The 14450-nt window shown below is 72.0% G+C and carries 13 protein-coding genes, 1 tRNA gene and 2 riboswitches; of the genes, 11 read left to right on the top strand and 3 right to left on the bottom strand.

Going from position 1 to position 14450, the window contains the following annotated elements:
• Positions 1-40 precede the first annotated feature (40 nt).
• The 4 genes from ACIBQ6_RS42755 to ACIBQ6_RS42740 all read left to right on the top strand — a co-directional run bounded on the left by ACIBQ6_RS42755 (position 41) and on the right by ACIBQ6_RS42740 (position 4819).
• Positions 41-1414 carry a M28 family peptidase gene (locus tag ACIBQ6_RS42755; RefSeq protein ID WP_397218741.1) on the top strand — a complete coding sequence of 458 codons (1374 nt, stop codon included), beginning with the start codon at positions 41-43 and terminating at the stop codon, positions 1412-1414.
• A 246-nt stretch (positions 1415-1660) separates the two neighbouring features.
• A riboswitch (glycine riboswitch) is annotated at positions 1661-1758 on the top strand.
• Between the two features lie 20 nt (positions 1759-1778).
• Positions 1779-1878: riboswitch (glycine riboswitch) on the top strand.
• A 34-nt stretch (positions 1879-1912) separates the two neighbouring features.
• Positions 1913-2998, top strand: a complete 1086-nt coding sequence (gene gcvT, locus ACIBQ6_RS42750; protein WP_358283572.1) for a glycine cleavage system aminomethyltransferase GcvT — start codon at positions 1913-1915, stop codon at positions 2996-2998.
• Positions 2995-3384 carry a glycine cleavage system protein GcvH gene (gene gcvH / locus ACIBQ6_RS42745; protein WP_352324995.1) on the top strand — a complete coding sequence of 130 codons (390 nt, stop codon included), beginning with the start codon at positions 2995-2997 and terminating at the stop codon, positions 3382-3384. Before gcvT ends, gcvH begins: the two co-directional genes overlap by 4 nt.
• Positions 3385-3442: 58 nt before the next feature.
• A complete protein-coding gene (locus ACIBQ6_RS42740; protein ID WP_358283570.1) occupies positions 3443-4819 on the top strand; it encodes an L-serine ammonia-lyase in 1377 nt (458 codons plus the stop codon).
• Between the two features lie 368 nt (positions 4820-5187).
• On the opposite strand, the gene ACIBQ6_RS42735 is transcribed toward ACIBQ6_RS42740, so the two are convergent.
• Both ACIBQ6_RS42735 and ACIBQ6_RS42730 read right to left on the bottom strand, forming a co-directional pair.
• Entirely contained in the window at positions 5188-5700 is a 513-nt protein-coding gene (locus tag ACIBQ6_RS42735) for a hypothetical protein (RefSeq protein ID WP_358283565.1), read from the bottom strand.
• Positions 5700-6281: a DUF6286 domain-containing protein gene (locus ACIBQ6_RS42730; protein ID WP_358283563.1), complete on the bottom strand. Its 582-nt coding sequence runs from the start codon at positions 6279-6281 to the stop codon at positions 5700-5702. Before ACIBQ6_RS42730 ends, ACIBQ6_RS42735 begins: the two co-directional genes overlap by 1 nt.
• Before the next feature lie 185 nt (positions 6282-6466).
• Here ACIBQ6_RS42730 and ACIBQ6_RS42725 point away from each other — a divergent pair, with 185 nt between their 5' ends.
• Positions 6467-7660, top strand: coding sequence for an amino acid deaminase/aldolase (locus ACIBQ6_RS42725; RefSeq protein ID WP_397218640.1), 1194 nt, complete (start codon positions 6467-6469; stop codon positions 7658-7660).
• Between the two features lie 27 nt (positions 7661-7687).
• Here the strand turns inward: ACIBQ6_RS42725 and ACIBQ6_RS42720 are convergent, their stop codons facing one another.
• On the bottom strand, positions 7688-8020 hold the full coding sequence (locus ACIBQ6_RS42720) for a DUF3618 domain-containing protein (protein WP_397218639.1): 333 nt from the start codon (positions 8018-8020) through the stop codon (positions 7688-7690).
• Positions 8021-8171: 151 nt separating this feature from the next.
• Between ACIBQ6_RS42720 and bcp the strand changes: the two genes are divergently transcribed.
• The 6 genes from bcp to ACIBQ6_RS42690 all read left to right on the top strand — a co-directional run bounded on the left by bcp (position 8172) and on the right by ACIBQ6_RS42690 (position 14246).
• Positions 8172-8645 (top strand): thioredoxin-dependent thiol peroxidase, encoded by a 474-nt coding sequence (bcp, locus tag ACIBQ6_RS42715; RefSeq protein ID WP_352350148.1) that lies wholly within the window; start codon positions 8172-8174, stop codon positions 8643-8645.
• A gap of 104 nt (positions 8646-8749) precedes the next feature.
• A tRNA-Leu gene (locus ACIBQ6_RS42710) sits at positions 8750-8832 on the top strand.
• A 243-nt stretch (positions 8833-9075) separates the two neighbouring features.
• A complete protein-coding gene (locus ACIBQ6_RS42705) occupies positions 9076-10245 on the top strand; it encodes a histidine kinase (protein ID WP_358283558.1) in 1170 nt (389 codons plus the stop codon).
• Entirely contained in the window at positions 10245-10895 is a 651-nt protein-coding gene (locus ACIBQ6_RS42700; protein WP_397218740.1) for a response regulator transcription factor, read from the top strand. Before ACIBQ6_RS42705 ends, ACIBQ6_RS42700 begins: the two co-directional genes overlap by 1 nt.
• Positions 10896-11002: 107 nt before the next feature.
• Positions 11003-11755 carry an ABC transporter ATP-binding protein gene (locus ACIBQ6_RS42695; RefSeq protein ID WP_352326179.1) on the top strand — a complete coding sequence of 251 codons (753 nt, stop codon included), beginning with the start codon at positions 11003-11005 and terminating at the stop codon, positions 11753-11755.
• Position 11756: 1 nt separating this feature from the next.
• Positions 11757-14246: an ABC transporter permease gene (locus tag ACIBQ6_RS42690; protein WP_397218638.1), complete on the top strand. Its 2490-nt coding sequence runs from the start codon at positions 11757-11759 to the stop codon at positions 14244-14246.
• Positions 14247-14450: the final 204 nt, after the last annotated feature.

The raw sequence follows: 14450 nt of genomic DNA, 5'->3' as shown, positions 1-14450 counted from the left end.
GCCGCCCAACCCCCTTGAGGAGCCACAGATCGTGAACGCCATGCTCAGGCTGGGCGCCGCGGCCACCGCCGCGTTGGCCCTGACCCTCACCACGCCGGCCGGACCGGCCGGCGCCGCCGCCGACCCCGCGCCCGACATCCCCGTCGCGAACGTGACGGCGCATCTGAGCCAGTTGCAGTCCATCGCCACGAGCAACGGCGGCAACCGCGCCTCGGGCAGGCCGGGCTTCACCGCCTCGATGAACTACATCAAGGGCAAGCTGGACGCGGCCGGCTTCACCACCCGCGTGCAGAACTTCAGCGGCGGCAGCAACCTGATCGCCGACTGGCCGGGCGGCCCGGCCAACCAGACCGTGATGCTCGGCGCCCACCTCGACAGCGTCGCGGCCGGCCCCGGGATCAACGACAACGGTTCCGGCTCGGCCGCGCTCCTGGAGAACGCCCTCACCCTGGCCGCCCGCAAGCCCACCCTCACCAAGCACGTGCGCTTCGGCTGGTGGGGCGCCGAAGAGGCGGGCATGGTCGGGTCCAGGTACTACGTGCAGAACGGCGGCGCGAGCGGCGTCGAGGTGTACCTGAACTTCGACATGATCGCCTCGACCAACGCCGGCTACTTCGTCTACGACGACGACGCGGCGATCCAGCGCACCTTCAACGACTACTTCGCCACCATCGGCCTGCAGACCGAGGGTGACAGGGAGGGCGACGGCCGCAGCGACCATGCCTCGTTCAAGAGCGCGGGCGTCCGGGTCGGCGGCCTGGCCACGGGGGCCGGGGCGGTCAAGAGCTCGGCCCAGGCCGCCAAGTGGGGCGGCTCGGCCGGGCAGGCGTTCGACCGCTGCTACCACAGCGCGTGCGACAGCTACCCGAGCGCCATCAACACCACGGCGCTCGACCGCAACTCCGACGCCATCGCCTACGCCATATGGAAGCTCGCCGTGGGCACCAGCACGCCCACGGAGAACGACTACTCGATCTCGGTGACCCCGTCGTCGGCATCGGTCCAGGCCGGTCAGTCGGCTACCGCGGCGGTCAGTACCCAGGTCACGTCCGGCCAGGCGCAGAGCGTCGCGCTCTCCGCCGGGAACGTGCCGAGCGGGGTCACCGTCTCCTTCAGCCCGTCCACGGTTCAGGCGGGCCAGTCGTCCACCGTCACGATCGCCACCGCCAGCGGCGTCGCGGCGGGGACGTACACCATAGGGATCAACGGCGACGGGACGACGGCGGACCACTCCGCGTCCTTCACCCTGACCGTCGGAGGGGACGGCCAGGGCACCACCTGGACGGCTTACAAGTCGTACACGGCCGGAGACGTCGTCACCTACCAGGGGGTCAGCTACCGCTGCCTCCAGGCGCACACCAGCCTGCCGGGCTGGGAGCCGCCGAACGTGCCCGCCCTCTGGGCGCGGGCCTGACCCTCGGACCTGATCTCCGGGTTCGATCCCGCGCGGGCCGGTCACCGCCGGCCCGCCCCGAGCTGCCGCGTGCGAGCTGACCTGCCATGACCGGCTCGCGCGCGGCCACCAACGCGGCCGCGACCCCGCCTCTCCGGGGCCGCGGCCGCTTTTCGCTGCGTGCGGGATGTCGCGGATGCCGCGGATGGCGGGGGGCGAAGCGCGACAACACCCCCATGACGGCACTAGGCTGACGGACATCACCGGCGAAACCGTGCGGGAGAGCACCCTGACAGCCGGTCAGGGTCCCTGAAGGAGCAAGCCCTCCCCGCGAACCTCTCAAGGCAAAGGACCGCGCGGCAGCCCTGTAAGGCGTTCTTACGGGGAGGTGACCTCTGGAAAGCAGGCCCTCGGGGCCTCGCCGAAGGTGAAAGTCCGGTAAAACTCGGGCGAAGCTCTCAGGCATCCATGACAGAGGGGGAGGATGCTGGCATCCAACCCTGTCCTGAGGTGCGACAAATGTCCCGACCTACGCCGCTACGAGACGTCCACGAGGCCCTAGGCGCCACGCTGACCGACTTCGCCGGCTGGCTCATGCCGCTCCGGTACGGCAGCGAGTCGGCGGAGCACAAAGCCGTCCGCGAGGCGGCCGGGCTGTTCGACCTCTCGCACATGGGCGAGATCTTCCTGACCGGTCCGCAGGCCGGAGAGGCCCTCGACTACGCGCTGGTCGGCCACCTGTCGGCGCTCGCGCCCGGCCGGGCCAGGTACACGATGATCGTGGACGAGCGCGGCGGGGTGCTCGACGACCTCATCGTCTACCGGCTGGCGGACGAGGAGTTCATGGTGGTGGCCAACGCCTCGAACTCTGACAAGGTCGCGGATGAGCTGAAAAATCGCACTAAGTCGTATGACGCGGCGGTCGATGACCGCTCCCAGCAGTACGCCCTCATCGCGATCCAGGGCCCGAAGGCCCAGGAGATCCTGGCCACGCTCACCGACGCCGACCTCGACGGTCTCAAGTACTACGCGGGCCTGCCCGGCGTGGTCGACGGCCGCCAGGCGCTCATCGCCCGTACCGGCTACACCGGCGAGGACGGCTTCGAGCTGTTCGTCGCCAACCAGGACGCCGTGCCGCTCTGGCGCGCCCTGGAGGCCGCGGGCGAGCCGCACGGGCTGCGCGCCGCCGGTCTGTCCAGCCGCGACACCCTCAGGCTGGAGGCCGGCATGCCGCTCTACGGCAACGAGCTGAGCTCCGACCTGACCCCGTTCGACGCGGGGCTGGGCAGAGTGGTGAAATTCGACAAGCCCGGTGACTTCGTCGGCAGGGCGGCACTGGAGGCGGTCAAGGACGACCAGCCCCGCCGCCGCCTCGTCGGCCTGGTCGCCCAGGGCCGCCGGGTGCCGCGTCACGGCTACCCGGTCACCCGCGACGGCGCCGTCGTCGGCGAGGTCACCAGCGGTGCGCCCTCCCAGACCCTGGGCAAGCCCATCGCGATGGCCTACGTGGACGCCGGGGCCGACACAGGTCTGGCCGTGGACATCCGGGGCAGCCATGAACCTATGGACCTGGTCGAGCTGCCCTTCTACAGGAGGAACAAGTGAGCAACATCCCTGACGACCTGAACTACACCAAGGAGCACGAGTGGGTGTCGGGCGTGGACGACGGCATCACCGTGACCGTCGGCATCACGGCCTTCGCCGCCGAGGCTCTTGGTGACGTCGTCTTCGTGCAGCTCCCCGAGGTCGGTTCGACCGTCGAGGCGGGTGACTCGGTCGGCGAGGTCGAGTCCACCAAGTCGGTGAGCGAGATCTACGCGCCCGTCGGCGGCGAGATCGTCGAGGTGAACTCGGCCGTGGCCGACGACCCGTCGCTGGCCAACAGCGACCCGTACGGCGACGGCTGGATGTTCCGCGTCCGCATGGAGGGCGACGCGGAGGACCTGCTGTCCGCCGAGGAGTACACGGCGCTCACCTCAGGCGAGTCCTGACACCAACGCCGGGGCCCGCCGCGGGCCCCGGCACTTCCTGAACTGAAGGGCGCCATCAATGGCGATCAGCGTCTTCGACCTCTTCAAGATCGGCATCGGACCGTCCAGCTCCCACACGGGCGGCCCGATGGCCGCCGCGCACAAGTTCGCCCGCGGGCTGCACGACGACGGCCTGCTCCCCCGCGTGGCCCGCGTCGAGGTCATCCTGTACGGCTCGCTCGGCCTGACCGGCAAGGGCCACGGCAGCGACAAGGCGGTGCTGCTCGGCCTGTCCGGTGAGAAGCCGGAACTGGTCGACGTCGACTCCGTCGACGCCCGCCTGGCCGAGATGCGCGCCGCGGGCACGGTCAAGCTCTACGGCGAGCACGAGATCCCCTTCGTCGTGGGTCAGGACCTCGTCTTCGAGCGCAAGATCTCCCTGCCCGAGCACCCCAACGGCATGCGCTTCACCGCCCGCGACGAGCAGGGCGAGACCGTGCGCGAGAAGGTCTACTTCTCCGTCGGCGGCGGCTTCGTCGTGGACGAGAAGGCCACCGGAGCCGACCGCATCAAGCCCGACGACACCGTCCTGCCCTACCCGTTCGCCTCGGGCGAGGAGTTGCTCAAGCACTGCTCGAACACCGGCCTGTCGATCTCCGCCCTGATGCTGGAGAACGAGAAGGCGTTCGGGCGCACCGAGGAGGAGATCCGCGCGGGCATCCTCAACCTGTGGCGGGTGATGTCGGAGTGCGTGCGGCGCGGCATCGGCAAGGAGGGCGTGCTGCCCGGCGGCCTGAAGGTCAAGCGCCGGGCCAACCAGCTCCACCGGCGGCTGCAGGCCGAGTCGGCCGAGAAGGACCCGCTGCAGGCGATGGACTGGGTGGCGCTGTTCGCCCTGGCCGTCAACGAGGAGAACGCCGCCGGCGGCCGCATCGTCACCGCCCCCACCAACGGCGCCGCGGGCATCATCCCGGCCGTGCTGACGTACTACACCAAGTTCGTCCCGAGCGCCGACGACGACGGCGTGGTGCGCTTCCTGCTCACGGCGGCCGCGATCGGCGTGCTGTTCAAGGAGAACGCCTCGATCTCCGGCGCCGAGGTCGGCTGCCAGGGCGAGGTGGGCTCGGCCTGCTCGATGGCCTCGGCCGGGCTGACCGAGGTCATGGGCGGCACCCCCGAGCAGGTGGAGAACGCCGCCGAGATCGGCATCGAGCACAACCTCGGGCTGACCTGCGACCCGATCGGCGGCCTGGTGCAGATCCCGTGCATCGAGCGCAACGCGGTGGCCTCCAACAAGGCCATCACGGCCGCCAGGATCGCCCTGCGCGGCGACGGCCGCCACTACGTGGCGCTGGACAAGGCCATCAAGACCATGCGCGACACCGGCCGCGACATGCTCGACAAGTACAAGGAGACCTCCCGCGGCGGCCTGGCCGTCAACGTCATCGAGTGCTGACCCGCCCGGCCCCCTCCGCGTGGGAGAGGGCCGGGGGGCCGGGGTTCAGGCGGATGAGCGGCAGATGACCGTGGTGGTGTGGCTGTCCACGCAGATCAGGCCGACCGCGGGGCTGAGCGCCTGGGCCAGCAGGCCGGGCAGGTGGTCCCCCACGCAGTGCATCTGGCCGTCTTCCCCGATCTTGCAGGGGATCAGCGGAAAGCCGTCGCCCGTCGCCGCGTGGGCGGCGGGCGCGGCTAGCGCGAGGGCGAGGGTTGCGGCGGCGAACGCGCCGATGATGCGGTGAATGACGACCTCCCGATGGGATTCGACGACGAAGGCGCCGAGTCGCGCCTTCTTCCTTCAGCTACGAGCAGCCGGTTGACTGGTCAGCGGCGCTCGGCCGGTTGGCGGCGGACGTGCACGCGGACGACCGCAGGCGTCTCGTCGTCGCGCACCTCACGGCGGATGCGGCCGACGATGTCCTGGTCGAGCTTGGTCACCACCGCGCCGACGTCCGCGTCGGAGGGGCAGGTCAGGGCGACGCGCAGGCCGTTGTCGGCGACCCGTACGGCCGCCCGGCCCAGGCCGTCCACGCCCTTGAGGCCCACGCACAGCATGGCCGTGCCGGTGCCGCTGGCCGCGCCCCGGCGGCCCCAGCCCAGGCTCAGCAGCAGCCAGCGCACGGCGAGCATGGCCAGGATCAGCATGGCGAAGGCCAGCAGCCACAACGTCCAGGGGTCGGCGGCCAGCGTGCGGGCGAACTCGGCGGGCAGCACCTTGGCGTTGCGCGGCAGGTCGAACAGCAGGCCCCGGCCGCGCAGCCAGCCGTAGCCGCCCACGGCGAGCAGGGCGAGGCCGACCAGGGCCAGGCCGACGCGGTTGCCCGTGTACTGCCGCATCACACGCCCTTCCTGCGCAGCCGGACGACGACCTCGCCGGTGCCGAGCGTGCCGACGCCGGCCAGCCGGTCGCCGACCGCCGTGCCGACCTGCCGGAGCATCGCGCCCGAGCTCTCCGGCCCGGTCACGACGGTGACCTCGATGGTGCGCCGGCGCAGCCGTACCCGGGCCCGCTCCACGCCGCTGACCTTCTGGGCGGCCGCGCGCAGGGTGCGCCGCAGCCCGGCGCGGGTGATGCCGATGACGATCAGTGGGTCGGACGTCTCGACCGGGACCGTCCTGGACCGTCCCGGCACGATCGCGAGCAGCAGCATCAGCAGCCCGGCCCCGGCGGTGAGCAGCGCGGCCGAGGAGACCTGCGGCCAGGTCCGCGCGCCGGCCAGCTCGACCGCCTCGTTCACCGGGACCCAGCCCAGCGGCTTGCCGAGCAGCGACGTCACCACCTCGGCGGTCGTCGCGCCGAGCACGGCGGCCAGGACGAGCGCGACGAGCGCGCCGGGCAGCGTGCGCGCCGGTCTGAGCGCCCGTCTCGCCCTGCGCAGCCCGGTGTGGTGCTGGGCGGTGATGGCTGCGGGCACCATCTGCTGAAGCGTGGTCATCACAACGACAGACGTACATGGGTGCGCGGGGGCCGCGACCGCGCCCTCGCCGCCCATTTGCCCGATCATTACGGCCGCACCAAGGAAAGTGAACCTCTCCCGCGCTCCGGAAAGGAATATGAACCCCACTCATATTCATTCGCCCGATATGCCGTTACCCTGCTGACATGGATGACCGCCGGCGCTACGACCGCGCCACCGCCGCGCTCGAACCGCCCTTCGCGATCGTCGACCTGGCGGCCATGCGGGCCAACGCGGCCGACCTGGTGCGCCGCGCCGCCGGCAAGCCGATCCGGGTGGCGAGCAAGTCCGTGCGCAGCCGCGCGGTCCTCGAACGCATCCTGGCCATGGACGGCTTCCGCGGCATCATGGCCTTCACCCTCCCCGAGGCCCTGTGGCTGGCCGGGCAGGGTTTCACCGACATCCTGGTCGCCTACCCCACGGCCGACCGGCACGCGCTCGCCGCCCTGGCCGCCGACCCGCGGGCCGCCGCCGAGATCGCGATCACCGTCGACTCCCGCGAGCAGCTCGACTTCGTCGAGCAGGCCGTGTCGGACGTGCATCCGAGGGCCGAGCTGCGGCTCTCCCTCGACCTGGACGCCGGCTACGTCGCCCTCGGCGGCAAGTTCAGGGCCGGCGCGCTCCGCTCCCCCGTGCGCGAGCCCCACGAGGCCGCCGACCTGGCCACGGCCATCGCCAAGCGCCCGGGGCTGCGCCTGGTGGGGCTCATGGCCTACGAGGCGCAGATCGCCGGGGTGGGCGACGCCCCGCCGGGCAACGCCGCCTTCGCCCGCGTCGTCCGGGTCATGCAGGCCCGCTCGGCCCGCGAGCTGATCCTCCGCCGCGGCCGCGTCGTGAACGCCGTGCGCCAGGTCGCCGACCTGGAGTTCGTCAACGGCGGCGGCACGGGCTCGATCGAGACGACGGTCAGGGAGAAGGCGATCACGGAGGTCGCCGCCGGATCGGGCTTCTTCCACCCGCGGCTGTTCGACTTCTACCGGCGTTTCACCGGCCGTCCGGCGGCCCTGTTCGCGCTGCCGGTCGTCCGGCGGCCCGGACCGGACACGGTGACGGTGCTGGGCGGCGGCTACCTCGCCTCCGGCCCTCCCGGGCCGAGCCGGCTGCCGCAGCCGTACCTGCCCGCCGGCCTGCGGTACGCGCAGGACGAGGGCGCGGGCGAGGTGCAGACCCCGCTGCTGGGCCAGGCGGCCCAGGAGCTGCGGGTCGGGGACCGGGTGTGGTTCCGGCACGCCAAGGCGGGCGAGATGTGCGAGCGCTTCGACACCCTCCACCTCGTGGACGGCGACACCCTGGCCGAGTCGGTGCCGACGTACCGGGGCGAGGGCCGGACGTTCCTGTGACCCCGGCCCCCGCCCCGGCACACGCGCTCAGCGCCGGCGGCGCCTGCGCCGGAACAGCACGATCGCGGCGCCGACGACCAGCACCGCGCCGACGCCGATGAGCACCGGCGCCAGGTTGGGCTGCTCGTTCTCCCACACCCCTTCGGGCTTGTCGCCGTAGTCGACCAGGCGGGCGGTCACCCCGAGGGCGTCCCCCACGGACGCCACGAAGTGGCCCGCCCGGCTCTTGACATCGGCGACCGTACGCTCGGCGACCCGCTTGGGGCTCACCCGGTCGGCGATGGCGTCGACCGTCTGCGCCAACTCCGCGCGCGTGCGCGCGATCCGCCGCTCCAACTCGTCGGGATCGGTGTCAGCCATGGCTCTCCTTTCGACCGTACGCGTGGTCGCGCCCGCTACGTTGTCCGTCGCGAGCTCCGTCCGTTCTGGTCGTGATCAGTCTGTCAGGTCGGCGTGCCGTACGGCACAGCGGCCGGGCCGGTAGGTTTGCCGGAGGAACTCAGGAGGGCCCATGACAGAGACCAAGCTCGCGCCCGGCGACGCCGCGCCCGAGTTCACGCTACCCACCGCCGACGGCGGCACCGTCTCCCTCGACAGCCTGCGCGGCAAGAGGGTGATCCTCTATTTCTACCCCGCCGCCATGACGCCCGGCTGCACCAAACAGGCCTGCGACTTCCGCGACAACCTCAGCCAGTTGACCGGCGAGGGTTTCGTCGTCCTCGGCGTGTCGAAGGACAAGCCGGAGAAGCTGGCCAAGTTCGTCGCCCGCGACGCCCTGACCTTCCCCTTGTTGTCGGACCCGGAGCTCGCCGTCCACCAGGCGTACGGCGCGTACGGCCCGAAGAAGCTCTACGGCAAGGAGATGATCGGCGTGATCCGCTCGACGTTCGTCATCGACGCCGACGGCAAGATCGAGCAGGCGCTCTACAACGTGAAGGCCACCGGCCACGTGGCCTCGCTCAAGAAGAAGCTCGGCCTGGCCTGACCCCGGCTCGCGGGCCCCGCCGACAGGGGGCCCGCGGTCGTCGCGGAAGGCTGCCCGGCCACGGCCGGAGCGCTAAGCTGTTCCCACCCCGCCTCGGCGGGATCGCGGGCGTGGCGAAATGGCATACGCGGCAGGTTTAGGTCCTGTTGGTGGAGACACTGTGGGGGTTCGAGTCCCCCCGCCCGCACACGCAGTGGCCGCGCGGGCCGCGCCGTCCGGGAGGCCGGGTCGCGCGGTGCTTCCTCTTCACCGCGCGACCCGCGTCTCGATCATGATCCGCCATCACGATCTCCCTTTACTCGCCCGCGAGGGGCGCTCCCAGGTACCACCATGCCTGGTCCCCCGTAAGACCCATGTAAGACCTGGGTCGTAGGCGGACTTCCCCCTCCAGGCGGACAAACCCGCGGCGTGGCTTACATATCGTGATGATGTGTTCGGCAGGGTACGGGCGTGGTCGAGGCGCCACGGCGGGCTGGTGAGCGTCCTGCGGGTCGCCCCCCTCGCCGTCTTCAGCTTGCTTCTGGCGATCCCCTACGCCTCGCTCACCCCGGCGGGGGGCAGCCGGTACCTGGGCGTGGCGGGCTACGTCGCGCTCTCGGTGCTGCTGATCGCGCCGCTGTTGTGGCGGCGCAGGCCGCTGGCGGCCTACGCGGTGATCTCGCTGGCCTCCTTCGGGCAGTGGCTGGCCCACGTCGACCCGCTGCCCGCCAACCTCGCGGTCATGGTGGCGCTGTGGACGGTCGCCTCCGAGTGCGCGTTCCGGTGGGCGCTGGCCGCCGGGCTGGTGGCCGAGCTGGGGATCTTCCTGGCGCTGGTGAACTGGTCCGTCGCCACCTTCGGCATGTTCTTCAGCGGCTCGATCTTCGTCGTCACCATCTGGCTGGCCGGCCTGTACGCCAACACCCGCCGGCGCTACCTCGAAGGGCTGGAGGAACGCGCCGAGCGGGCCGAGCGCGAACGCGACCAGCAGGCCAGGATGGCCGCGGCGGCCGAGCGCACGAGGATCGCCAGGGAGCTGCACGACGTGGTGGCGCACAATGTCAGCGTGATGGTGGTGCAGGCCGACGGCGCGGGCTTCGCCCTCGACAGCGACCCCGAGCAGGCCCGGCTGGCCGTACGGAACATCTCCAAGACCGGGCGGGCGGCCCTGGCCGAGATGCGCAGGATGGTCGGCGTGCTGCGCGAGAACGAGGACGACGGCACCGACTACACCCCGCAGCCCGGCCTGGGCCAGCTCGAAGAGCTGGTACGCGGCGCCGGCGTGCCCGCCAGCCTGCGGATCGGCGGCGTGCCCGGCGAGCTTCCCGAAGGGCAGCAGCTCGCCGTCTACCGCATCGTCCAGGAAGCGCTGACGAACGCGCTCAAGCACGGCGGCCCGCACGTCCAGGCGCGGGTCGAGATCGACTACGGCGGGCCGGAGCTGGTCGTCCGGGTGACCGACGACGGCCGGGGGGCCGCCGCGCCGCGCAGCCCGGACGGGCACGGCCTGATCGGCATGCGCGAACGCGTCGGCATGTACGGCGGCGCGGTCTCGGCCGGTCCCCTGACCGGTGGCGGCTTCGAGGTGCTGGCCCGCCTCCCGACGGCCAGGGCGGCATGATGATCAGGGTGATGCTGGTCGACGACCAGGAGCTGCTGCGGGCCGGGTTCCGGATGGTGCTCGGCGCCCAGCCCGACATCGACGTGGTGGCCGAGGCCGCCGACGGCGTCACGGCCCTGGAGCTGCTGGACCGCGTCGAGGTGGACGTCGTGCTGATGGACGTCCGCATGCCGCGCATGGACGGCGTCGAGGCGACCAGGCGCATCGACGGGCCGAAGGTGCTGATCCTGACCACGTTCGACCTCGACGAGTACGCCCTGGCCGCGATCAAGGCGGGCGCGGCCGGGTTCCTGCTGAAGGACGTGCCGCCGGCCGACCTGGTCAACGCCATCAGGCAGGTGCACGCGGGCGACGCCGTGGTCTCGCCGCGCACGCTGCGCCGGATGCTGGACCGCTTCGCCGCCCAGTTGCCGGTGGAGGAGCTGCCGGCGGCGACCGAGCTGACCCCGCGCGAGCGGGAGGTGCTGCTCATGGTGGCCCGCGGCCTGTCGAACATGGAGATCGCGGGCCGCCTGGAGGTCGCCGAGGCCACCGTGAAGACGCATCTCGGCCGGGTGCTGGCCAAGCTGGGGCTGCGGGACCGGGCCCAGGTGGTCGTGTACGCCTATGAGGCAGGGCTCGTCGTGCCCGCGCATCGGCCGAAAGGCTGACGGGGGTCGTCTGAGGTTCTACACGAAGTCCCTCCTCAGGGCCCACAATTCCTGAAATTTCCACTCCTAACGTTGGTCGCGACGAGAAATTGCGACAAGGAGTGAAAGTGACCCTCACCGAGTCCTGGCGCGCGGCACCGCCCGCGGTGGTGGCCAAGGCCCTGACCAAGGTGTACGGCCAGGGCGACGCCCAGGTCCACGCCCTCCGCGGCGTGGACGTGGCCTTCGCCACCGGCGCCTTCACGGCGATCATGGGCCCGTCCGGCTCCGGGAAGTCGACGCTCATGCACTGCCTGGCCGGCCTGGACACCGCCACCTCGGGCACGGTGCACATCGGCGACGTCGAGCTGACCGGCCTGGCCGACCGGCAGCTCACGCTGCTGCGCCGGGAGCGGATCGGCTTCATCTTCCAGGCGTTCAACCTGCTGCCCACGCTGACCGCCGAGCAGAACATCAGGCTGCCCCTGGACATCGCCGCCCGGCAGGCGGACGAGGAGCTGTTCGCCCGGGTCATCGACACCGTCGGGCTGCGAAACCGGCTCGGGCACCGGCCGGCCGAGCTGTCCGGCGGCCAGCAGCAGCGCGTGGCCGTGGCCAGGGCCCTGATCAGCAAGCCGCAGGTGATCTTCGCCGACGAGCCCACGGGCAACCTGGACTCGCGCAGCGGCTCGGAGATCCTGTCCTTCCTGCGCACCTCGGTCCGCGAGCTCGGCCAGACCATCGTCATGGTCACCCACGACCCGGTCGCGGCGGCCTACGCCGACCGGGTGGTGTTCCTGCGCGACGGCGAGCTGGTCACCGAGATCACCTCGCCGTCGCCGCAGGCCGTCCTGGACACGCTCGTGAAGCTGGAGGGCTGAGGTGCTGAAGACGGCGCTGGCCGGGCTGCGCGCGCACAAGCTCAGGCTGCTGCTCACCTCGCTGGCGATCACGCTCGGGGTGGGCTTCATCGCGGGCACGTTCGTGCTGAACGACACCATCCAGGCGGGCTTCTCCCAGCGCGTCACCGCCGACGCCGACAAGGTGGACGTGGCCGTCCTGCCCAAGGAGCGCGACGGCGTGCTGCCGGAGAAGGCCCTGGAACGGGTGCGCGCCCTGGCCGGCGTGACCGAGGCGCAGGGCCTGATCCGCGACCCCGCGCCGCTGCTCGGCAAGGACGGCAGGGCGGTCGGCAGCAGCCCGACCACGGCCCTGTCCATCGTCCCCGGCGCGCTGGACCGCACCGCGATCGTCGCGGGCACCGGGCCGGGCACCGACGACCAGGCGGCCGTGCTGGACAAGAACACCGCGAAGTCGCAGGGCCTGCGGCTCGGCGACACGATCACCGTGCTCGACCGCAAGCAGGCCCGCCACCAGTTCCGGCTGGTCGGCCTGCTCGACCCCGGGGTCGACCAGGAGCTGTCCTTCACCGGCGCGGTCGGCTTCACCGCGGCCACCGCGCAGCGCATGACCGGCGCCAAGGGCTACCGCGAGATCGACGTCGCCGGCTCGGCCCCAGGGCTGAAGCAGGCCGTGGCCGCGGCGCTCGGCGACGCGTACGAGGTCAAGTCCGGCGCGGAACTGGCCGACGACCTGGCGGCCGCAGCCGGGCTGTCGATGCGCACGCTGACCATCGGCCTGCTGCTGTTCGGGGCGGTGGCGATGATGGTGGCCGCGCTGGTCATCTACAACACCTTCACCATCCTGGTCGCGCAGCGCACCCGGGAGATGGCGCTGCTGCGCTGCATCGGCGCGACCCGCGGGCAGGTGTTCGGCTCGATCGTGCTGGAGTCGGTCGCGGTCGGACTGCTCGCCTCCGCGCTCGGCCTGCTGGCCGGTTACGGGCTGGCCATGCTCGCCCTGACGCTGCTGGCCGCGTTCGACGCCCCCATGCCCACGGACGCGGCGGTCGCGCTGACGCCGGCCACCGTCGGGATCGGCCTGGCCGTCGGCCTGGTGGTCACCCTGTTCGCGGCCCTGCTGCCCGCGCGCGCGGCCACGCGCGTGCCGCCGGTCGCGGCGCTGCGCGCCCAGCCGGAGGAGCAGGCCTTCCGCACCGGCCTGCTGCGCTCGGTGTTCGCGGGGCTGTTCCTGCTGGCCGGGGCGGGCCTGACCGCGTACGGCGTGGCGGGGCTGCCGGCGGGCGAGACGAGCACGCTGTTCGTCGTGATGGCCGGCGGCGCGCTGGTCTTCCTGGCCGTGCTGATCCTCGGGCCGGTGCTGGTCGGCCCGCTGAGCGCGGTGGTGGGCTGGGTCCCGGCCAAGCTGTTCGGCGTGCCCGGACGCCTGGCCCTGGACAACTCGGCCCGCAACCCCCGGCGCGCCGCGACCACCACGGTCGCGCTCACCATCGGCGTCACGCTGATGACGCTGATCTCGGTGCTCAGCGCCTCCACCCGGCTGACCGTGTGGAACAAGCTCGACGAGCAGTTCCCGGTCGACTACATGCTGGCCGGCCAGGTGCAGGACAGCGGGGTGCCCAGGTCGGTGGCCGAGAAGCTGCGCGGCCGTCCCGAGCTGGCCTCGGTGCTGCAGATCCGCGAGACCCCGGGCAAGGTGGGCGACCGGCGCTTCGACATCGGCACCTACCACGGGACCGTCACCCCCGAGGTGCTGTCCGGCTCGATGGCGGGCCTGTCGGCCGGGCAGGTCGCGCTGCTCGACTACGCGGCCTCCGCGCTGGGCGTCAAGGTCGGCGACACGGTCACGGTGAAGACCGAGCTGGCCGGGTCCGTGCCACTGAAGGTGGTCGCCGTCCTCGCCGGGACGAACTCCACCCTGCCGCCGCTCACCGTCGCCGAGCGGCCGTTCGACACCTACTACGACCGGGTGCCCGACTCCCGCGTGATGATCAACATCCGCGACGGCGTCGCCACCGACCAGGCCCGCCAGGTGGTCAAGGCCGCGATCGCGGCCCATCCCACCGTCCAGATGGCCAGCTCGACCGAGGTACGCGGGCAGTTCGACGAGACCCTGGACATGCTGCTCATGATCGTGACCGGGCTGCTCGGGCTGGCGATCCTGATCTCGCTGCTCGGCATCGCCAACACCCTGTCGTTGTCGGTGCACGAGCGCACCAGGGAGTCGGCGCTGCTGCGGGCGCTCGGGCTGACCCGGCCGCAGCTGCGGCGGATGCTCTCGGTCGAGGCGCTGCTGCTCGGCCTGATCGGGGCGCTGGTCGGCGTGGTGCTCGGCGGCGTGTTCGGCTGGGCCGCGGTACGGGCGATGTTGCCCGGTGCGGTGTTCTCCGCGCCGCTCGGGCAGATCGCGCTGTTCGTGGCGCTCTCGGGGCTGGCGGGCGTGCTGGCCGCCGTGGTGCCGGCCCGGCGGGCGGCCAGGGCGTCGATCGTCGGCTCGCTGGCTACGGGCTAATCCCTGATAAAAGCGAATAAAAGCGAAAAATCAGGATAGAGGGTACGCGCAGGGGCTGCGCGGCCTCATGGGACGGGTGTCGTGGGGGACGCCGAGGCCGCGCGGCCACATGCGTGCCGCCGGACCAGAAGCCAGGTCGGACGCCGGGTCGGACGCCCCATGGGGGCGCGGCCGCGTACGTGCCGCCAGGTCGGGCGCCCCATG

The organism is Nonomuraea sp. NPDC049655 (assembly GCF_044465465.1).
In the GTDB taxonomy this organism is placed as follows: Bacteria; Actinomycetota; Actinomycetes; order Streptosporangiales; family Streptosporangiaceae; genus Nonomuraea.
This window is presented reverse-complemented; position numbering and strand designations above follow the sequence as displayed.